Source organism: Pseudomonas sp. PDM17, assembly GCF_014851985.1.
GTDB lineage: Bacteria > Pseudomonadota > Gammaproteobacteria > Pseudomonadales > Pseudomonadaceae > Pseudomonas.
On the sequence record NZ_JACVAT010000003.1, the window covers coordinates 832,056 to 849,989 of the forward strand.

Genomic DNA, 17,934 nt, shown 5'->3' on the forward strand with positions numbered 1-17,934 from the left:
CGGAGCTAGAGCATCCCCAGCTCGGCCATGGATTGCGGCTCGCCGTCGCCGACGATGAAGTGATCGAGCACGCGCACGTCGATCAGCGCCAGCGCCTCGATGATGCGCCGGGTCAGCAGGCGGTCGGAGTGACTCGGCTCGCAGATACCCGAAGGATGGTTGTGCGCGAGGATCAGCGCGGCGGCGTTGTGCGCCAGGGCACGCTTGACGATCTGCCGCGGGTAGACGCTGGCGCTGTCGATGGAGCCGTGGAACAGCACCTCGAAGTCCAGCATGCGGTGGCGGTTGTCCATGAACAGGCAGGCGAACACTTCATGAGGCTCGTGGCGCAGCCGTGCCTTGAGGAAGTCGCGCACCGCCTGCGGGCTTTCCAGGGCGGGGCCACGATCCATGTCCTCGGCCAGGTGCCGGCGACTCATCTCCAGCACCGCCTGGAGCTGGGTGAACTTGGCCGGCCCCAGCCCGCGATGGCTGCAGAACGCCTCGAGATCGGCCTCCAGCAGCGCGCGCAGACTGCCGAACTCGACCAGCAGCCGGCGCGCGAGGTCGACGGCACTGCAACCGGTCACGCCGGTGCGCAGGAAGATAGCCAGCAATTCGGCATCGCTCAGGCTCGCCGCCCCCTGCTCGAGCAAGCGCTCACGGGGCCGCTCCGACACCGGCCAATCGAGAATTCTCACGCAACCTCCCAGGTCTGGTCCGCCCGCTGTTCCGGCGCAGGCGCTGTGCTATCTTAGCCCCCTCGCTGCGCGCGGCCGGAGGCCTGGGGAGGCGTCATCGGCTTCAGCGCGCGTCATCCATTTCCGTATTTAAGGCTGGCCTATGCAGCGGCTCTATCGTAAACGCATCGTTCTGGGCGTCGGCGGCGGTATCGCCGCCTACAAGAGCGCCGAACTGGTCCGCCGGTTGCGCGACCAGGGCGCCGAGGTGCGTGTCGTGATGACCCAGGGCGGCCGCGAGTTCATCACCCCGCTCACCCTCCAGGCCCTGTCCGGCCATCCGGTGCATCTGGATCTGCTCGACCCCGCCGCCGAAGCGGCCATGGGGCATATCGAGCTGGCCCGCTGGGCCGATCTGGTGCTGATCGCCCCCGCCACCGCCGACCTCATGGCGCGCCTGGCCCAGGGCGTGGCCAACGACCTGCTGACCACCCTGGTGCTCGCCACCGACGCCCAGGTCGCCCTGGCGCCGGCAATGAACCAGGCCATGTGGCGCGACCCGGCCACTCAGGTGAATGCCGAGCTACTGCGTAGCCGCGGCCTGCATTTCTTCGGCCCCGCCGCCGGCAGCCAGGCCTGCGGCGATGTCGGTCCGGGGCGCATGCTCGAGGCCGAAGAGCTGGCGCAACTGGCCGCCGACTGCTTCGAGTTCAAGGCCCTGACCGGCCAGCACATCCTGATCACCGCAGGGCCGACCCAGGAAAACATCGACCCGGTGCGTTACATCACCAACCACAGCTCCGGGAAGATGGGCTTCGCCCTGGCCGAAGCGGCCGCCGAAGCCGGCGCCCGCGTGACCCTGGTGACCGGCCCGGTGCACCTGCCGACCCCGGACCGCGTTAGCCGCGTCGACGTGGTCAGCGCCCGCGACATGCTCGCCGCCTGCGAAGCGGCGATGCCGGCGGACATCCTGATCGCTTCCGCCGCGGTGGCCGACTACCGCCCGGAACTGGTCGCCACGCAGAAACTCAAGAAAGACCCCACCACTGGTGACGGCCTGCTCTTGCAGCTGGTGCGCAATCCCGACATTCTCGCCACCCTCTCGCTGCGCGAGGACCGGCCCTTCAGCGTCGGCTTCGCCGCGGAGACCGAGAACCTGCTCGAATACGCCTCGCGTAAGCTCAAGGACAAGAATCTCGATCTGATCGTCGCCAATGACGTCGCAAATCCGTCCATCGGCTTCAATAGTGAAGAGAACGCCATCACGGTCATCGACCGCGAATTGCACAAGACTGCGTTCGCCCAGACCAGCAAGGGCAAGATCGCCCGCCAGCTGATTGCCTTCATCGCCGAACGCATCAATCAACACTGAGAACTCAATGCATTCCCTGCAAGCCAAGATCCTCGATCCCCGCCTGGGCAGCGACTTCCCGCTGCCGCAGTACGCAACTCCCGGTTCCGCCGGCCTCGACCTGCGCGCCATGCTCCAGGAGGACTGCGTCCTCGAGCCGGGCCAGACCGTACTGATCCCTACCGGCCTGTCCATTTACGTCGCCGATCCGGGCCTGGCTGCGCTGATCCTTCCGCGCTCGGGCCTGGGCCACAAGCACGGCATCGTGCTGGGCAACCTGGTCGGCCTGATTGACTCGGACTACCAGGGCGAACTGATGGTCTCCTGCTGGAACCGCGGCCAGACAGCATTCAAGATCGCCATTGGCGAACGCATCGCCCAGCTGGTGCTGGTGCCGGTGGTGCAGGCGCACTTCGAGCTGGTCGAGTCTTTCGACGAGAGCCAGCGCGGCGCCGGCGGCTTCGGTCATTCCGGCAGCCATTGACCCTTTTTCCTTTCAGGATGAATCGCCGAGGAGACGTTGCATGAAACTTTTCCAACGCACTGCCAAGGACAGCGCCGAACTGCCGGAACTTGTACCGGCGGAGAAGCCCGTCAAAGGGCTGGCGGCCAAGGTCGACCTCAAACCGCTGCTGCCCGCCCTGGTCCTTACCGTCGGCGGCGTAGCGGCAGCCGGCGTGCTGCTGTGGTTCAGCCTGTTCGGTCAGGCGGACAAGACCCACATCGCTCAACTGAGCAGCGCCTGGTCGGAAAGCCAGGCCGGCGCGCTGCACCAGTCACTCAGCCTGCTGGTCGCGGACAGCCGCGCCATGGCCAGCGACTCGCAGCTGCTGCCGACCCTGCAGAGCAATGATCCGACGCGCATCGCCGCGCTGGAGAAGGCGCTGAGCCAGGGCCATCTGGACGGGCTGGTGGACGTTCACCTGAATGCTACCGGTCAGGCCGTACAGGACACCTCCCGCCCCGGCCCGCTCAACTATGCCGCGCTGGACATGCTGCACCGCGTCGAGAGCGGCCAGGCCGTGGCCCCGGAAGCCTACAAGGTCGGCACCCGCTGGCTGGTCTACAGCCCCACCGCCCTGCGCGGTGCGGACAACTCGATCCAGGGCTCGCTGCTGCTGGTCGTCGACCTGCAACGTCTGCTCGGCAGCCTGCCGCCGATGTCCGCCGATATCGGTCAGCTGCAGCTTTCCCAGCAGTTCGGCAACTCGCCGGCACAGGTGCTGCTGCAGCGCGGCCAGGCCAGTGAGGGTGCACCGCTCAGCATCGCCAGCGGCAACCCGAACTGGAAACTGAGCTTCACCCCTGGCCCAACCCTCACCAACCCGCTGTACTCGCCGGCCCTGCTGGGCATCGCCGCACTGCTCGCGCTGGCGGGCGGCCTGCTCGGCCTCTATCTTGCGCAAAGTGCGATGCAGCGCCGGGTCAGCAAGGATGCCCAGGCCCTGGGGCAGTTCATTCAGGAACTCGCCGGCCAACGCACTGCCAAAGCTCCTGAGCTGAGCCTGCCGAGCCTGCAGGCGCTGGCTCAGGCGCTGGCTCGTCAGCCGCGTCGCAAGACCGAAACACCGGGTGCCAGCGCTCCCGTCGCGCCTGCAGCCGCCGCCCAGCCAGTCCCGGCTGTCGCCGCTGCCAGCGCCCCGGCCGCTGCCACCGAAACGCCATTGGTCGATCCGCTATTCCAGAACACCGACATTCTGGACATCGACATTCTTGATGAAGACCAGGATCTCCTGGGATTGGAGCAAACACACGCTATGAGCACGCCTAAAGCCCCGCAGCTGCCCGCCAGCATCTTCCGCGCCTACGACATCCGTGGCGTGGTCGGCGACACCCTGACCACCGAGACCGCCTACTGGGTCGGCCGTGCAATCGGCTCCGAAAGCCTGGCGCGCGGCGAGCCGTGTGTCTCCGTGGGCCGTGACGGCCGCCTGTCCGGCCCCGAGTTGGTGCAGCAACTGATCCAGGGCTTGGTCGACTGCGGTTGCCAGGTGACCGACATCGGCATGGTGCCGACCCCGGTCCTGTACTACGCAGCCAACGTCCTGGAAGGCAAGTCGGGCGTGATGCTCACCGGCAGCCACAACCCGCCGGACTACAACGGCTTCAAGATCGTCGTCGCCGGCGAGACCCTGGCCAATGAGCAGATCCAGGCCCTGCGCGAGCGCATCCAGAACGACGACCTCGCTTCCGGCGTGGGCAACGTGCAGCAGGTCGACATCCTGCCGCGCTACTTCCAGCAGATCCGCGACGACATCGCCCTGGCCAAGCCGCTGAAAGTGGTGGTGGACTGTGGCAACGGCGTGGCCGGCGTGATCGCCCCGCAACTGATCGAAGCCCTGGGCTGCACCGTGATCCCGCTGTACTGCGACGTCGACGGCACCTTCCCCAACCACCACCCGGACCCGGGCAAGCCCGAAAACCTGGAAGACCTGATCGCCAAGGTGAAAGAGACCGGCGCCGACCTGGGCCTGGCCTTCGACGGCGACGGCGACCGCGTGGGCGTGGTGACCAACGAAGGCACCATCATCTACCCCGACCGCCTGCTGATGCTGTTCGCCAAGGACGTGGTATCGCGCAACCCGGGCGCCGACATCATCTTCGACGTCAAATGCACCCGTCGCCTGATCTCGCTGATCAGCGGCTACGGCGGCCGCCCGGTGATGTGGAAGACCGGCCACTCGCTGATCAAGAAGAAGATGAAGGAAACCGGCGCCCTGCTCGCCGGCGAGATGAGCGGCCACATCTTCTTCAAGGAGCGCTGGTACGGCTTCGACGATGGCATCTACAGCGCCGCCCGCCTGCTGGAAATCATCAGCCTGGACAAGCGCGATGCCGAGCGCGTGTTCTCCGCGTTCCCGATGGACATCTCCACCCCGGAAATCAACATCACCGTCACCGACGAGGGCAAGTTCGCCCTGATCGAGGCGCTGCAGGCCCGAGGCCAGTGGGGTGAAGCCAACCTCACCACCCTCGACGGCGTGCGTGTGGATTACCCCAAAGGCTGGGGCCTGGTTCGCGCGTCCAACACCACGCCGGTGCTGGTCCTGCGCTTCGAGGCGGATTCCCAGGAAGAACTGGAACGCATCAAGGAAGTGTTCCGCACCCAGCTGAAAGCGGTCGACCCCGCCCTCAGCCTGCCCTTTTGACCTCTATGCCGGAGCCCACCATGACCCAGAGCCGCGATGACGCCGCCCAGGTTGCCCGCGTCCTTGCCGAAGCCCTGCCCTACATCCGCCGTTTCGTCGGCAAGACGCTGGTGATCAAGTACGGCGGCAACGCCATGGAAACGGACGAGCTGAAGAACAGCTTCGCCCGCGACGTGGTGCTGATGAAAGCCGTCGGCATCAACCCGGTGGTGGTCCATGGTGGTGGTCCGCAGATCGGCGACCTGCTCAGCCGCCTGTCGATCGAGAGTCACTTCATCGATGGCATGCGCGTCACCGACGCGCAGACCATGGATGTGGTGGAGATGGTCCTCGGCGGCCAGGTGAACAAGGACATCGTCAACCTGATCAACCGTCATGGCGGCAGCGCCATCGGCCTGACCGGGAAAGACGCCGAGCTGATCCGTGCGAAGAAGCTCACCGTCACCCGTCAGACGCCAGAGATGACCAAGCCGGAAATCATCGACATCGGCCACGTGGGCGAAGTCACCGGGGTCAATGTCGATCTGCTGAACATGCTGGTCCAGGGTGACTTCATCCCGGTCATCGCGCCGATCGGCGTGGGCGCCAACGGCGAGTCCTACAACATCAACGCCGACCTCGTGGCCGGCAAGGTGGCCGAGGCGCTGAAGGCCGAGAAGCTGATGCTGCTCACCAACATCGCCGGCCTGATGGACAAGCAGGGCCAGGTCCTCACCGGCCTGACCACGGAACAGGTCAATGAGCTGATCGCCGACGGCACCATCTACGGCGGCATGCTGCCGAAGATCCGCTGCGCCCTCGAGGCGGTCCAGGGCGGCGTAACCAGCGCACACATCATCGATGGCCGCGTACCCAACGCAGTGCTGCTGGAGATCTTCACCGACAGCGGTGTCGGTACGCTGATCACCAACCGCAAGTCGCGCTGATCGAAACGACGACACCCGCCAGGAGCGATCCTCGCGGGTGTTTTTCTGCCTGCTCGAAACGGCGACAGCTTCATGGACGCGCCGCCTCGATCAGGTTTCCAGGAGCTTCCGCATGGCCGCATCTCCCGTTTCCCGCAACGACTTCAGCTTCTTCCACGGCCTGCGCGTGCGCTGGTCGGAGGTCGATCCGCAAGGCATCGTCTTCAACGGCAACTACCTGACCTATGCCGACGTCGCCACCACCGAGTATTACCGCCATCTGGGCGTGAGCTACCCGGCCGACCTGCTGCGCGGCGGTGGCGATCTGTTCGCGGTGAAGACCACCCTGGAATACCTGGCACCCGCACGCTTCGACGACTGGCTGGAAATGGGCGTGCGCGTCAGCCGGCTGGGCCGCAGCAGCCTGACCTTCCAGGTATCGATCTGGTGTGAGGAAACTCTGCTGACGTTGGGCGAGCTGATCTACGCCTATGCCGGCGAAGACCGGACGAGCCAACCCCTGCCGGACTGGCTGCGCGGTAAAATCAACGAATTCGAGCGCGTCTCGCCTCAGCAGTAAGGGCCGCAGTACGCGCGGCGAGAGCGTCGGCCTCAGTTGCCGCCGGATATCTGGGCGAAACGCGCCCGGTCGGAGGCGAAGCTGCTCTGCGCCTGGGTGCGCAGTTGCTGATAGCGGGCGATGTCCTGCTTCAGGCGTTGCTCATCGCTGCGCAGGTTGCTCAGCTGCGCGACCAGGTCCTCTGGCACCTGGCGCCCGGCGCGTTCCTGCTCGGCGGCGCGGGCTTGCAGGTTGGCCTGCTGCGCTTTCAGCGACTGCAGGTTGCCCTTGGCCACGCTGGCCAGCCCATCGAGCTCAGCCAGCTTGCGGTCGCGTGCGCGGTCGACGTCGTCCACGCTGGTGTACATGCGCATCAATTGCTGGTCGGAACTGGCTCGGGCGGCATCTGCCTTGCGCTGCTCGATCTCGGCGGCAGTCGGCGCTGGCGGCACCTCACGGATCACCCGGCCCTGGTCGTTGAGCACCTGGTAGCCCTTGCCGATGTACTGCGGCGGTACGCCAAGGCGGTCGATGACGGTGATGCCCCGGTCATCGACATAACGGTACAACTCCACTGCGCCGCCGGCACTGGCTGCCGGTTTGCCGGCAGCTAGCACCTGGCCTGCAAGCATGGCCCCCAGAAGCCCCATCAACACCCTGTAGCGGTAAGCACCCTGCTTGGCCATGCCCGACACCCTTGTTCCGGTTAGATACCGTACTGCGCTCGATAGGCCTCGACAGCCGCGAGATGCTGCTTGAGCTGCCCGTCACCAGCCAGATATTCCAGCACCTGCTCCAACGAGACAATGCTTACGACCGGGATCGAGAAGTCCCGTTCAACTTCCTGGATCGCCGACAGTTCGCCCTTGCCGCGCTCCTGGCGGTTCAGCGCGATCAACACGCCGGCGGCCTGGGCCCCCTGGGCGTCGATGATCTGCATGACTTCGCGGATCGCGGTGCCAGCGGTGATCACATCGTCGATGATCAGCGCGCGACCGGCCAGCGGTGCGCCGACCAGCGTGCCACCTTCGCCGTGGTCCTTGGCTTCCTTGCGGTTGAAGCACCAGGGCAGGTCGCGGCCGTGCTGTTCGGCCAGCGCAATGGCTGTAGCGGCCGCCAGCGGAATTCCTTTATAGGCCGGACCGAACAACACGTCGAAAGGTATGCCGCTGTCGACCACCGCGCTGGCGTAGAAACGACCCAGCTGGGACAGCGCAACGCCGGTATTGAACAGACCGGCATTGAAGAAGTACGGACTGGTACGTCCGGACTTGAGGGTGAATTCGCCGAAACGAAGAACGCCGCGCTCGATGGCGAAGCGGATGAAATCGCGTTGATATGGCTGCATGGGAGAGAACCGGCCGGTATGAATTTAGCTAAACCGTTTGAGCTCGGGTATCATACACACACGTGATTTTGGGGGCCATTTATGCGGATCATCAGTGTGAACGTGAATGGTATTCAGGCTGCAGCCGAGCGTGGTTTGCTCAGTTGGCTGCAAGCCCAGAATGCCGACGTGATCTGCTTGCAGGATACCCGCGCCTCCGCTTTCGATCTGGATGACCCATCCTACCAACTGGATGGCTACTTCCTGTACGCCTGCGATGCCGAAGTGCCCAGTCAGGGCGGCGTCGCAATCTATAGTCGTCTGCAACCCAAGGCTGTCATAAGCGGTCTGGGTTTCGAGATGGCCGATCGTTACGGGCGCTACCTGCAAGCCGATTTCGATAAGGTGAGTATCGCCACTCTCCTGCTGCCTACCGGGCAGGAAGGGGACGAGAACCTGAACCACAAGTTCAAGTTCATGGACGATTTCGCCCAGTACATGAACAAGCAGCGCCGCAAGCGCCGCGAATACATCTATTGCGGCTCGCTGTACGTCGCGCACCAGAAGCTGGACGTGAAGAACTGGCGCGAATGCCAGCAATCGCCGGGCTTCATGGCGCCGGAGCGTGGCTGGATGGATGAGATCTTCGGCACCATGGGCTATGTCGACGCCCTGCGCGAGGTCAACCGCGAAGGCGACCAGTACAGCTGGTGGCCGGACAGCGAACAGGCCGACCTGCTCAACCTGGGCTGGCGCTTCGACTATCAGATCCTCACGCCGGGTCTGCGCCGCTTCGTGCGCAGCGCCAAGCTGCCGCGCCAGCCGCGCTTCTCCCAGCATGCGCCACTGATCGTCGATTACGACTGGACCCTGAGCATCTGAGTCCTGTCGCGCCGCCGCAAGGCGGACAGAAAAAAGCCGGCTTCGAGCCGGCTTTTTCGTGTCTGGAGCGCGCTTACTTGATCGGCCGCCAGGTGAAGGGATAGCGGTAATCCAGCCCTTCGTTGGCCTTGATTCCGGCAATGATGGTCAGCACCAGCGCGCCGATGCTCACCAGCCCCAGCAGCAAGAAGCCGATCACCACCAGCATCAGCAGGCAGCTGACCACCACCGCGAGGCTCACGGTGATCTGGAAGTTCAGCGCTTCCTTGCCCTGACGGTCCACGAACGGGTCCGATTCACGCTTGATCTGCCAGACGATCAGCGGCCCGAGCAGGTTGCCGAAGGGGAAGATGAAGCCGAGGAAGGCGGCGAAGTGGCAGAACATCGCCCACTGGCGGGCTTCCTGGCTCGGCTGAACCTGCTGTACCGGTACTTCGTCGCTCATCCTTTCGCTCCTTGCACTTGAAGATCGGGCGGGCGTGCCGCCCGCCGGGTCAGTCTGCCAGCGCGGCGCGCTGCAGTTCGAACAGCTCGCGCAGGCCCTGCTGCGCCAGTTCCAGCATGGCATTGAGCTCGGCCGGCTGGAAGGGGGCGCCCTCGGCGGTGCCCTGGACTTCGATGAAGCCGCCGGCATCGGTCATGACCACGTTCAGGTCGGTCTCGGCAGCGGAGTCTTCCAGGTAGTCCAAATCCAGTACCGGCTCGCCCTGGTACATGCCCACGGACACCGCGGCGACCATCTGCTTGAGCGGGTTGCCCTTGAGCGCGCCGCGCTTCTTCAGCACGGCCAGGGCGTCGATCAGCGCCACGGTAGCGCCGGTGATGGAAGCGGTGCGGGTGCCACCGTCGGCCTGGATCACATCGCAGTCGATGTACAGAGTGTTCTCGCCCAGCTTGGACAGGTCCAGCGCGGCACGCAGGGAGCGGCCGATCAGACGCTGGATTTCCAGGGTGCGGCCACCCTGCTTGCCGCGCGCGGCTTCGCGCTGGTTACGCTCGCCGGTGGAACGCGGCAGCATGCCGTATTCGGCGGTCAGCCAGCCCTGGCCCTGGCCCTTGAGGAAGCGCGGCACACCGGATTCGGCGCTGACGGTGCAGATCACCTTGGTGTCGCCGAACTCGACCAGCACGGAGCCCTCGGCGTGCTTGGTGTAATGGCGGGTGATACGGATCGGGCGCAGTTGGTCGGCGGCGCGGCCACTGGGACGGTTCATGGAGGCATCCTGTACAGATTACTGGCGGGGGAATGTCCGCCATTATAGAGGCCAGCGGACGGGCGCAACCACCGCCGGCGTACTGCGGCACGCTACGCTGGGGTACAATTACCGGTTTCCGACGACCTGTCGGCCGTTTTCCCAGTCCATTCAGAGAGGTGACTCCATGGTCCACAGCATGACCGCCTTCGCCCGCGTCGAGCGCGCCAGCACCCATGGAACCCTGAGCTGGGAGCTGCGCTCGGTCAACCACCGCTACCTCGAGCCCAACCTGCGCCTGCCCGAAGCCTTCCGCGACCTCGAAGGTGCGGTGCGCGAGGCGCTGCGCCAGGGCCTGTCGCGCGGCAAGGTGGAATGCACCCTGCGCTTCAACGAGGAAAACGCCGGCAAGGCGCTGCAGGTCGACCGCGAGCGCGCCGGGCAACTGGTCGCCGCCGCCGAGACCGTCGCCGACCTGATCAAGAACCCCGCCCCGCTCGATCCGCTGGCCGTGCTGGCCTGGCCCGGTGTGCTGGTAGGCGATGCCGCCGATCCACAGGCGCTCAACGCCAGCGCGCTGGCCGCCTTCAACCAGGCCCTGGATGAACTCAAGGCCGGCCGGGCCCGCGAAGGTGCAGAGCTTTCGAAGATCATCGACGAGCGCCTGACAGCCATGCAGGAAGACGTGGCCAACCTGCGCCAGCTGGTGCCGGAAATGCTCGCCAACCAGCGCCAGAAAGTACTCGACCGCTTCACCGAGATGAAAGCCGAGCTCGACCCGCAGCGCCTGGAACAGGAAATGGTCCTGCTGGCGCAGAAGAGCGACGTCGCCGAGGAACTGGATCGCCTGACCACCCACGTCACCGAAGTACGCCGCGTGCTCAAGGCGGGCGGCGCCGCCGGCCGGCGCCTGGACTTCCTGATGCAGGAACTCAACCGCGAGGCCAACACGCTGGGTTCGAAGGCTTTCGACCCGCGCTCCACCCAGGCCGCAGTCAACCTCAAGGTCCTGATCGAGCAGATGCGCGAACAGGTCCAGAATATCGAGTAAGCCGGAAACATCCGGCTTCAACCACAGTCAACCGCAACTCCAGGAAAGCGCCATGTCCGGCACCCTCTACATCGTTTCCGCGCCGTCGGGCGCCGGCAAGACCAGCCTGGTCAAGGCCCTGCTCGACGCCATGCCCAGCGTGCGCGTCTCCGTCTCCCACACCACCCGCGGCATGCGCCCGGGCGAAGTGGACGGGGTGAACTACCACTTCGTCGGCCACGACACCTTCCGCGCCATGCTCGAGCGCAACGAATTCCTCGAGCACGCACAGGTCTTCGACAACCTCTACGGCACTTCCCAGCGCTGGGTCGAGAAGACCCTCGCCGAAGGCAACGACCTGATCCTGGAGATCGACTGGCAGGGCGCGCAGCAGGTACGCCGGCTGATGCCCCAGGCGCAATCGATCTTCATCCTGCCGCCGACCCAGGAAGCCCTGCGCCAGCGCCTGACCAACCGTGGCCAGGACAGCGACGAGGTGATCGAGCGGCGCATGCAGGAAGCCGTCAGCGAAATGAGCCACTATGTGGAATACGATCACCTGGTGATCAACGACGATTTCGCCCACGCGCTGGAAGACCTCAAGGCGATCTTCCGCGCCCGCCAACTCCGTCAGGATGCCCAGCAGCAGCGTCATACCGAGCTGCTGCAACGCCTGTTGGCCTGAAGTCGCCGAGAGAAGGCACTTCCATAAAGATTGGCGATTTTTTAGACTATCCAGTCCGCCCGGCATTTTCCGGGCCTACATTTTAGTAACGAGGAACACCATGGCCCGCGTCACCGTTGAAGACTGCCTGGACAACGTCGATAACCGTTTCGAGCTGGTCATGCTCGCCACCAAGCGTTCGCGTCAGCTGGCCACCGGCGGCAAAGAGCCGAAGGTACCGTGGGAAAACGACAAGCCCACCGTCGTCGCCCTGCGCGAAATCGCTTCCGGCCTGATCGACAACGAAATCGTTCTGCTGGAGGACGTGGTTGAAGAAGAACCGCTGTTCGCTGCCTTCGAAGACGAGGCCAACAACGAGGCTCTGTAAGTCGATGTCCGGCCGACGAATCGGTGCACTGCGACGTACCGCTCGGCAGGGGGTGAACCCATGCCGAGCATAGATGCCTTCGCCGATCGTCTGTCGAGCTATCTGGGCCCGGACCAGGTCAATCTGGTCCGCCGCGCCTACTACTACGCCGAGCAGGCCCACGACGGGCAGCGCCGCCGCAGCGGCGAGGCTTACGTCACCCATCCGCTCGCCGTCGCCAATATCCTCGCCGACATGCACATGGACCATCAGAGCCTGATGGCCGCCATGCTGCACGACGTGATCGAGGACACCGGCATCGCCAAGGAAGCGCTCACCGCGCAGTTCGGCGAAACCGTCTCGGAACTCGTGGACGGGGTCAGCAAGCTGACCCAGATGAACTTCGAGTCCAAGGCCGAGGCGCAGGCCGAGAACTTCCAGAAGATGGCCATGGCCATGGCGCGCGACATCCGCGTGATCCTGGTGAAGCTGGCCGACCGCCTGCACAACATGCGCACCCTGGAAGTGCTGTCCGGCGAGAAGCGCCGGCGCATCGCCAAGGAAACCCTGGAAATCTACGCCCCCATCGCCAACCGGCTGGGCATGCACAGCATGCGCGTGGAATTCGAGGACCTGGGCTTCAAGGCCATGCACCCGATGCGCTCCGAGCGCATCCGCCAGGCGGTGAAGAAGGCCCGTGGCAACCGCCGCGAGATCGTCGGCAAGATCCAGGAATCGCTGGTCAACTGCCTCGCCCGCGAAAGCATGGAAGGCCAGGTCCTGGGCCGCGAGAAGCACCTGTTCAGCATCTACAAGAAGATGCGCGGCAAGCGCAAGGCGTTCAACGAGATCATGGACGTCTACGCCTTCCGTATCGTGGTCGACAAGGTCGACACCTGCTACCGCGTGCTCGGCGCCGTGCACAACCTGTACAAGCCGTTCCCCGGTCGCTTCAAGGACTACATCGCGATTCCCAAGGCCAACGGCTACCAGTCGTTGCACACCACGCTGTTCGGCATGCACGGCGTGCCCATCGAGATCCAGATCCGCACCCGCGAGATGGAAGAGATGGCCAACCACGGCATCGCCGCGCACTGGCTGTACAAGTCCAGCGAAGAGGAAGCGCAGAAAGGCACCCATGCCCGCGCCCGTCAGTGGGTGAAGGGCATCCTCGAGCTGCAGCAGCGCGCCGGCAACTCGCTGGAATTCATCGAGAACGTGAAGATCGACCTGTTCCCGGACGAGGTCTACGTCTTCACGCCCAAGGGCCGCATCATGGAGCTGCCCAAGGGCTCCACGGCCGTCGACTTCGCCTACGCGGTGCACACCGACGTCGGCAACAGCTGCATCGCCTGCCGTATCAATCGCCGCCTGGCGCCGCTTTCCGAACCGCTGCAGAGCGGCGCGACGGTGGAAATCGTCACCGCACCGGGTACCCGGCCGAACCCGGCCTGGCTCAACTTCGTGGTCACCGGCAAGGCGCGTACGCACATCCGCCACGCGCTCAAGCTGCAGCGCCGCTCCGAGTCGATCAACCTCGGCGAGCGCCTGCTGAACAAGACGCTGGCCGGCTTCGACAGCCACCTGGAAAAGATCCCGCAGGAACGCATCCAGGGCGTGCTCAACGAATACCGCATGGAAGTCTTCGAGGACCTGCTCGAAGAGATCGGCCTGGGCAACCGCATGGCCTACGTGGTCGCGCGCCGCCTGCTGTCCAGCGAGGGTGAGCAGGCCCCCAGCGCCGAAGGGCCGCTGGCGATCCGTGGCACCGAAGGCCTGGTGCTCAGCTACGCCAAGTGCTGCACGCCGATTCCCGGCGACCCGATCGTCGGCCACCTGTCGGCCGGCAAGGGCATGGTCGTGCACCTGGAGAACTGCCGGAACATCAGCGAAATCCGCCACAATCCGGAAAAGTGCATCCAGCTCAGCTGGGCCAAGGATGTCACCGGCGAATTCAACGTCGAACTGCGCGTCGAGCTGGAACACCAGCGCGGCCTGATCGCCCTGCTGGCGACCAGCGTCAACGCCGCCGACGGCAACATCGAGAAGATCAGCATGGACGAGCGCGACGGTCGCATCAGCGTGGTCCAGCTCGTCGTCAGCGTGCATGACCGCGTGCACCTGGCCCGCGTCATCAAGAAGCTGCGCGCGCTCAAGGGCGTGATCCGCATCACCCGCATGCGCAACTGATCCCACCCCGTTAGGAGTCGACATGACCAAGACCGTTATCCACACCGACAAAGCCCCGGCCGCCATCGGCACTTACTCCCAGGCGATCAAGGCTGGCAACACCGTCTATGTCTCCGGCCAGATCCCGCTGGACCCGAAAACCATGGAACTGGTCGAGGGCTTCGAAGAGCAGACCGTCCAGGTCTTCGAGAACCTGAAAGCCGTCATCGAGGCTTCCGGTGGCTACCTGCACGACGTCGCCAAGCTGAACATCTTCCTCACTGACCTGTCGCACTTCGCCAAGGTCAACGAGATCATGGGCAAGTACTTCGTCCAGCCCTACCCGGCCCGCGCCGCCATCGGCGTTGCCGCCCTGCCCAAGGGCGCCCAGGTCGAGATGGACGCCATCGTCGTCCTGGAATAAGCACTGCGAAACACCTACGGGGCCCCAGCGGCCCCGTTCCTTTGTCTGCAAGGAGCAAACATGCGTCGCGCCCTGATCCTGAGCGCCCTGATCGGCCTGCTCACCGGCTGCGCCGGCACCCCGTCCGACCCTTCCGGCGTCTGGGTCAACCAGGCCGCCATCGATGCCGCCGGCAAGGGTGGCAAGCTGCGCGAGGCGCTGCTGGCCTACGGCCCGAACCTGGAATGGAAGCTGGACACCAAGGCCAGCCAGGCCACCTTCAGCAACGGCTTCGAGCTCGGCGAAGGCCAGCTGACCGCCGAAGATCCCAAGCACTACCGCGTCGACTTCTACGGCAGCAACCAGGAATCCCTGGAGCTTGACGGCAAGGAGCTGGTGCAGGTGGGCAGCGACAACTGGCCCGAGCAGCGCTTCCTGCGCCCCAAGGAGCAGCCCGCCGCACAGAGCCCGGCCGGCAGCACCTTCGAGAACGCCCTCTACGCCGCCTACCTGAACGGCACCTGGATCATCGAGGAAGGCGAAGGCAAGGGCAGCAAGGTCAAGTTCGCCGCCAACGGCAGCCTCGAAGGCATGCCCGGCTTCGATCGCTACGCGCTGTGCCTGGCCGGCGACTGCGCGGCCATGAGCGGCGACAACGACAGCATCTGGCTGCAACAGGGCCAGCAGGGCCGCGAATTCCTCTTCGAGCGCGACGGCGACAAGCTGGAGCTGTTCGAAGCGGTGAACCGCGCCCAGTCCGACGAGATGCCGCAGTACGCGCCCGGCAACAAGGTCTGGACCCTGGAGCGCGACTGATCCGCGCGAGCGGGCGGGCGCGAACGATAACCTTCAGCGCAGCCCGCTCCACAGCAGCCAGCCACCCAGCGCCAGCAACAGGCCGCCGCAAAGGCGGTCCAGCGCCGTGACCCGGCGCTTCAGCCAGCCGCGCCAGCGCGGGCGATCCAGCAGGCGCACCAGCGCCATGTCCCACAGCAGCACCACCGCGCCCATCCACAGCACGCAGACTCCCAGTGCCCAGCCCGGCAGGTGGAACTGCCCGAGCACGCCGAACAGCCCGGTGTAGAAGATCGGCAGCTTGGGGTTCAGGCTGCTGGCAAACAGGCCCTCGCGCATCCCGCGCAGAAATCCCCCGCTGCGCTGTTCACCCAGCTCCGCAGGAATCTCCAGCTCCCGACGCGCCAGCAGCGCCTGCGCGCCGAGCCAGACGAAGTAGACGCCACCCAGCAACTGAACCACCCGCAATCCATGGCTGGCCACTTCCGGCAACAGGCCGAGGACGAACAGCACCAGCAGCATGCTCGCCAGGTTGGCCAGGGCGATGCCCGCCGCACAGCCGTCGGCGTGGCGTCGACCACGCAGCAGCGCGGCGCGGATCAGCAGAAAGAAGTCCGGTCCCGGCGACAGCAGGGCGGCGAAGTGGGTGCTGGCGACCAGCGCGAAGGCGGCGAACATGGCGATCTCCCGGATAGCGGCGTCGCGCAGTCTGGAAGCGCCGGGGTTCGCCGGTCTTGGAAGAAAGTCAGGTGCGCGTGGCGCGCAGGAAGCGACCGGGCGTAACGCCGGTGAAGCGGCGGAAGGTCCCGGAGAAGTGCGCCTGGTCGTAGAACCCCAGGTTCAGCGCGACCTCCAGCGGCTTCTCGCCGGCCACCAGCAAGCGCTTGGCCTCGCGGATGCGCCGCTGCAGCAGGTAGGTGTGCGGCGGCACGCCGTAGGCGTTGCGGAAAGCTTCGATCAGGTGGCGCGGATGGCGCTGCAGCAGCTCGGCCAGCGCTTCGAGGCTGACCGCCTCGCGGTAATGCGCTTCCAGGTAGTCGCGCAACCTCGCGGTGACGCTGCCGTCGCGGGATGCCGAAGCATTCGGGCGCATGCCGCCGTGGCGGACGAACACCAGCTCCAGCAGCGCCAGCAGTTCGCTCTCCAGCGCCAGCGCGTCGTTGCGTTCGAACTCCGTGGCGACGCGCCGCAGCGCCTCCGCCACCTGCCCGTCATCGTGCGGATTGAGCGCCTGGAAGCCGCGCGGCAACTGCTTGCGGCCCAGCAGCGGGAGCAGGCGCGACTCTTCGATATAGAGCATGCGATAGACCAGCCGCTCGGACTCGGCATTGCCAGTGTGCGGCTCCTCCGGGTTCATCAGCGACAGGGTGCCGGCCGGCAGCACGTGGTGCGCGCCGCGGCACTGGTAGCCACCCGCGCCGTGCAGGATGGCGCCGATGGCAAAGGCATCATGGCTGTGGCGCCCGAACGGCTGGCCGGAGAAGTCCGCATGGAACAACTCCACCCCCGGTAACCAGGGGCGCACCAGCAGCCGGTTGGCGTCCATCAGTCCCGCTTACCCGCGAGGATGGCCGCGTAGCCTTCGCGGAAGCTCGGGTAACGCGGCTCCCAGCCCAGCGCGCGAGCGCGGGCGTTGCTGCAGCGCTTGCTGCCGGCGCGGCGTACGGTCTGCTCGTCGGCCCAGTGGGTGACGCCCAGATGCTCGCGCAGCCAGCCGACCACGTCGTGCAGCGCCGCCGGTTCGTCGTCGACACCGATGTAGCAGTCGTCCAGCGCCACGCCGCTGCGGTCGGCCTCCAACAGCGCGGCGAGCAGGCCGGCGGCGTCCTCGGCATGGATGCGGTTGGCGTACAGCGGCGGCTCGCTGGCGACGCGGTAGCCCTCGCGCACCTGTTTGAGCAGCCACTCACGACCAGGGCCGTAGATGCCGGTGAGACGCACGACACTGGCGGGAATGCCGCTCTGCAGCGCCAGCTGCTCGGCTTCGAGCATCACGCTGCCGGAATAGCTCTGGGCTTCGGCGGGCGAGGTCTCGTCGATCCACTCGCCATCGCGCTGGGCGTACACGCCGCTACTGGAGACGAACAGCAGGCGCTTGGGCAACTGCCCGCGCTGCTGCAGCCAGCCGAGGGTGTTGCGCAGGCCTTCGACGTAGGCAGCGCGATAGCCGGCTTCATCGTGCTGGGTCGCGGCGGCGCAGAACACCAGGTAGTCCAGTTTGCCCACCGGCCAGGTGTCCGGGCATTCGAGCTGGCCCAGGTCGCCGGCCACCGGCAGCACTTCCAGCGGCAGCGCGGCAACGTTGCGGCGCAGGCCGTGGACGCGCCAGTCACGGGCGGCCAGTTGGCGTCCCAGGCGGCTGCCGACATCGCCGCAACCGACGATCATCAGGCTGGGGAAGGTGCTCTTGCTCATGCTTGGCTCCGCGAATCAAAGCTCGGCAGTTTAGCGCGGTTGGTTCGCGGCGGTGCAGCCGCTATG

General features: G+C 65.7%; 20 protein-coding genes. 12 read left to right on the forward strand and 8 right to left on the reverse strand.

The features are described 5' to 3' along the window. Positions 1-5: 5 nt before the first annotated feature. Entirely contained in the window at positions 6-680 is a 675-nt protein-coding gene (gene radC, locus IB256_RS13980; protein ID WP_192402938.1) for a RadC family protein, read from the reverse strand. Positions 681-822: 142 nt separating this feature from the next. On the opposite strand from radC, the gene coaBC reads away from it, so the two are divergent. The 5 genes from coaBC (at position 823) to IB256_RS14005 (ending at position 6,644) form a co-directional block, all read left to right on the forward strand. Beyond that, positions 823-2,031 (forward strand): bifunctional phosphopantothenoylcysteine decarboxylase/phosphopantothenate--cysteine ligase CoaBC, encoded by a 1,209-nt coding sequence (gene coaBC / locus IB256_RS13985; RefSeq protein WP_045217692.1) that lies wholly within the window; start codon positions 823-825, stop codon positions 2,029-2,031. A gap of 7 nt (positions 2,032-2,038) precedes the next feature. Beyond that, a complete protein-coding gene (gene dut, locus IB256_RS13990; RefSeq protein WP_045217694.1) occupies positions 2,039-2,494 on the forward strand; it encodes a dUTP diphosphatase in 456 nt (151 codons plus the stop codon). Between the two features lie 40 nt (positions 2,495-2,534). Then, positions 2,535-5,159: a phosphomannomutase/phosphoglucomutase gene (locus tag IB256_RS13995; RefSeq protein WP_192402940.1), complete on the forward strand. Its 2,625-nt coding sequence runs from the start codon at positions 2,535-2,537 to the stop codon at positions 5,157-5,159. Positions 5,160-5,179: 20 nt separating this feature from the next. Beyond that, complete coding sequence (gene argB / locus IB256_RS14000) at positions 5,180-6,085, forward strand: acetylglutamate kinase (RefSeq protein ID WP_184596569.1); 906 nt, start codon at positions 5,180-5,182, stop codon at positions 6,083-6,085. 112 nt (positions 6,086-6,197) lie between these two features. Then, a complete protein-coding gene (locus IB256_RS14005; RefSeq protein ID WP_192402941.1) occupies positions 6,198-6,644 on the forward strand; it encodes an acyl-CoA thioesterase in 447 nt (148 codons plus the stop codon). A 32-nt stretch (positions 6,645-6,676) separates the two neighbouring features. Here the strand turns inward: IB256_RS14005 and IB256_RS14010 are convergent, their stop codons facing one another. Both IB256_RS14010 and pyrE read right to left on the reverse strand, forming a co-directional pair. Further along, entirely contained in the window at positions 6,677-7,309 is a 633-nt protein-coding gene (locus IB256_RS14010) for a DUF4124 domain-containing protein (RefSeq protein ID WP_405307447.1), read from the reverse strand. Positions 7,310-7,329: 20 nt separating this feature from the next. Beyond that, complete coding sequence (pyrE, locus tag IB256_RS14015; protein ID WP_192293586.1) at positions 7,330-7,971, reverse strand: orotate phosphoribosyltransferase; 642 nt, start codon at positions 7,969-7,971, stop codon at positions 7,330-7,332. 81 nt (positions 7,972-8,052) lie between these two features. Here pyrE and IB256_RS14020 point away from each other — a divergent pair, with 81 nt between their 5' ends. Continuing rightward, complete coding sequence (locus IB256_RS14020; RefSeq protein WP_045217700.1) at positions 8,053-8,832, forward strand: exodeoxyribonuclease III; 780 nt, start codon at positions 8,053-8,055, stop codon at positions 8,830-8,832. A 73-nt stretch (positions 8,833-8,905) separates the two neighbouring features. Here IB256_RS14020 and IB256_RS14025 read toward each other — a convergent pair whose 3' ends face one another. Both IB256_RS14025 and rph read right to left on the reverse strand, forming a co-directional pair. Continuing rightward, positions 8,906-9,277 (reverse strand): DUF4870 domain-containing protein, encoded by a 372-nt coding sequence (locus IB256_RS14025; RefSeq protein ID WP_192293588.1) that lies wholly within the window; start codon positions 9,275-9,277, stop codon positions 8,906-8,908. A gap of 49 nt (positions 9,278-9,326) precedes the next feature. Continuing rightward, positions 9,327-10,046: a ribonuclease PH gene (gene rph, locus IB256_RS14030; RefSeq protein WP_015479557.1), complete on the reverse strand. Its 720-nt coding sequence runs from the start codon at positions 10,044-10,046 to the stop codon at positions 9,327-9,329. 166 nt (positions 10,047-10,212) lie between these two features. Here rph and IB256_RS14035 point away from each other — a divergent pair, with 166 nt between their 5' ends. From IB256_RS14035 to IB256_RS14060, 6 genes are all read left to right on the forward strand, one after another. After that, on the forward strand, positions 10,213-11,076 hold the full coding sequence (locus IB256_RS14035) for a YicC/YloC family endoribonuclease (protein WP_192293590.1): 864 nt from the start codon (positions 10,213-10,215) through the stop codon (positions 11,074-11,076). 52 nt (positions 11,077-11,128) lie between these two features. Continuing rightward, positions 11,129-11,740 (forward strand): guanylate kinase, encoded by a 612-nt coding sequence (gene gmk / locus IB256_RS14040; RefSeq protein WP_045217706.1) that lies wholly within the window; start codon positions 11,129-11,131, stop codon positions 11,738-11,740. Between the two features lie 100 nt (positions 11,741-11,840). After that, positions 11,841-12,107 carry a DNA-directed RNA polymerase subunit omega gene (rpoZ, locus tag IB256_RS14045; protein ID WP_045217709.1) on the forward strand — a complete coding sequence of 89 codons (267 nt, stop codon included), beginning with the start codon at positions 11,841-11,843 and terminating at the stop codon, positions 12,105-12,107. 60 nt (positions 12,108-12,167) lie between these two features. Next, the gene (gene spoT, locus IB256_RS14050; RefSeq protein WP_192293592.1) at positions 12,168-14,276 is read left to right on the forward strand and encodes a bifunctional GTP diphosphokinase/guanosine-3',5'-bis pyrophosphate 3'-pyrophosphohydrolase; all 2,109 of its coding nucleotides are present in this window, start codon (positions 12,168-12,170) and stop codon (positions 14,274-14,276) included. A gap of 22 nt (positions 14,277-14,298) precedes the next feature. Then, positions 14,299-14,679 (forward strand): RidA family protein, encoded by a 381-nt coding sequence (locus IB256_RS14055; protein ID WP_017520704.1) that lies wholly within the window; start codon positions 14,299-14,301, stop codon positions 14,677-14,679. Between the two features lie 60 nt (positions 14,680-14,739). Beyond that, positions 14,740-15,474 carry a hypothetical protein gene (locus IB256_RS14060; protein ID WP_192293594.1) on the forward strand — a complete coding sequence of 245 codons (735 nt, stop codon included), beginning with the start codon at positions 14,740-14,742 and terminating at the stop codon, positions 15,472-15,474. A gap of 33 nt (positions 15,475-15,507) precedes the next feature. Here IB256_RS14060 and IB256_RS14065 read toward each other — a convergent pair whose 3' ends face one another. The 3 genes from IB256_RS14065 to IB256_RS14075 all read right to left on the reverse strand — a co-directional run bounded on the left by IB256_RS14065 (position 15,508) and on the right by IB256_RS14075 (position 17,868). After that, complete coding sequence (locus IB256_RS14065) at positions 15,508-16,131, reverse strand: LysE family translocator (RefSeq protein ID WP_192402943.1); 624 nt, start codon at positions 16,129-16,131, stop codon at positions 15,508-15,510. A gap of 67 nt (positions 16,132-16,198) precedes the next feature. Further along, positions 16,199-16,999, reverse strand: coding sequence for a helix-turn-helix transcriptional regulator (locus tag IB256_RS14070; RefSeq protein ID WP_192293598.1), 801 nt, complete (start codon positions 16,997-16,999; stop codon positions 16,199-16,201). After that, complete coding sequence (locus IB256_RS14075) at positions 16,999-17,868, reverse strand: NAD-dependent epimerase/dehydratase family protein (RefSeq protein ID WP_192293600.1); 870 nt, start codon at positions 17,866-17,868, stop codon at positions 16,999-17,001. Before IB256_RS14075 ends, IB256_RS14070 begins: the two co-directional genes overlap by 1 nt. Between the last annotated feature and the right edge of the window lie 66 nt (positions 17,869-17,934).

Bases quoted from the DNA above. Each gene is read 5' to 3' on its own strand.
- coaBC (WP_045217692.1), top strand. From the start codon at position 823: ATGCAGCGGCTCTATCGTAAACGCATCGTTCTGGGCGTCGGCGGCGGT.
- dut (WP_045217694.1), top strand. From the start codon at position 2,039: ATGCATTCCCTGCAAGCCAAGATCCTCGATCCCCGCCTGGGCAGCGAC.
- IB256_RS13995 (WP_192402940.1), top strand. From the start codon at position 2,535: ATGAAACTTTTCCAACGCACTGCCAAGGACAGCGCCGAACTGCCGGAA.
- argB (WP_184596569.1), top strand. From the start codon at position 5,180: ATGACCCAGAGCCGCGATGACGCCGCCCAGGTTGCCCGCGTCCTTGCC.
- IB256_RS14005 (WP_192402941.1), top strand. From the start codon at position 6,198: ATGGCCGCATCTCCCGTTTCCCGCAACGACTTCAGCTTCTTCCACGGC.
- IB256_RS14010 (WP_405307447.1), bottom strand. From the start codon at position 7,309: ATGGCCAAGCAGGGTGCTTACCGCTACAGGGTGTTGATGGGGCTTCTG.
- pyrE (WP_192293586.1), bottom strand. From the start codon at position 7,971: ATGCAGCCATATCAACGCGATTTCATCCGCTTCGCCATCGAGCGCGGC.
- IB256_RS14020 (WP_045217700.1), top strand. From the start codon at position 8,053: ATGCGGATCATCAGTGTGAACGTGAATGGTATTCAGGCTGCAGCCGAG.
- IB256_RS14025 (WP_192293588.1), bottom strand. From the start codon at position 9,277: ATGAGCGACGAAGTACCGGTACAGCAGGTTCAGCCGAGCCAGGAAGCC.
- rph (WP_015479557.1), bottom strand. From the start codon at position 10,046: ATGAACCGTCCCAGTGGCCGCGCCGCCGACCAACTGCGCCCGATCCGT.
- IB256_RS14035 (WP_192293590.1), top strand. From the start codon at position 10,213: ATGGTCCACAGCATGACCGCCTTCGCCCGCGTCGAGCGCGCCAGCACC.
- gmk (WP_045217706.1), top strand. From the start codon at position 11,129: ATGTCCGGCACCCTCTACATCGTTTCCGCGCCGTCGGGCGCCGGCAAG.
- rpoZ (WP_045217709.1), top strand. From the start codon at position 11,841: ATGGCCCGCGTCACCGTTGAAGACTGCCTGGACAACGTCGATAACCGT.
- spoT (WP_192293592.1), top strand. From the start codon at position 12,168: ATGCCGAGCATAGATGCCTTCGCCGATCGTCTGTCGAGCTATCTGGGC.
- IB256_RS14055 (WP_017520704.1), top strand. From the start codon at position 14,299: ATGACCAAGACCGTTATCCACACCGACAAAGCCCCGGCCGCCATCGGC.
- IB256_RS14060 (WP_192293594.1), top strand. From the start codon at position 14,740: ATGCGTCGCGCCCTGATCCTGAGCGCCCTGATCGGCCTGCTCACCGGC.
- IB256_RS14065 (WP_192402943.1), bottom strand. From the start codon at position 16,131: ATGTTCGCCGCCTTCGCGCTGGTCGCCAGCACCCACTTCGCCGCCCTG.
- IB256_RS14070 (WP_192293598.1), bottom strand. From the start codon at position 16,999: ATGGACGCCAACCGGCTGCTGGTGCGCCCCTGGTTACCGGGGGTGGAG.
- IB256_RS14075 (WP_192293600.1), bottom strand. From the start codon at position 17,868: ATGAGCAAGAGCACCTTCCCCAGCCTGATGATCGTCGGTTGCGGCGAT.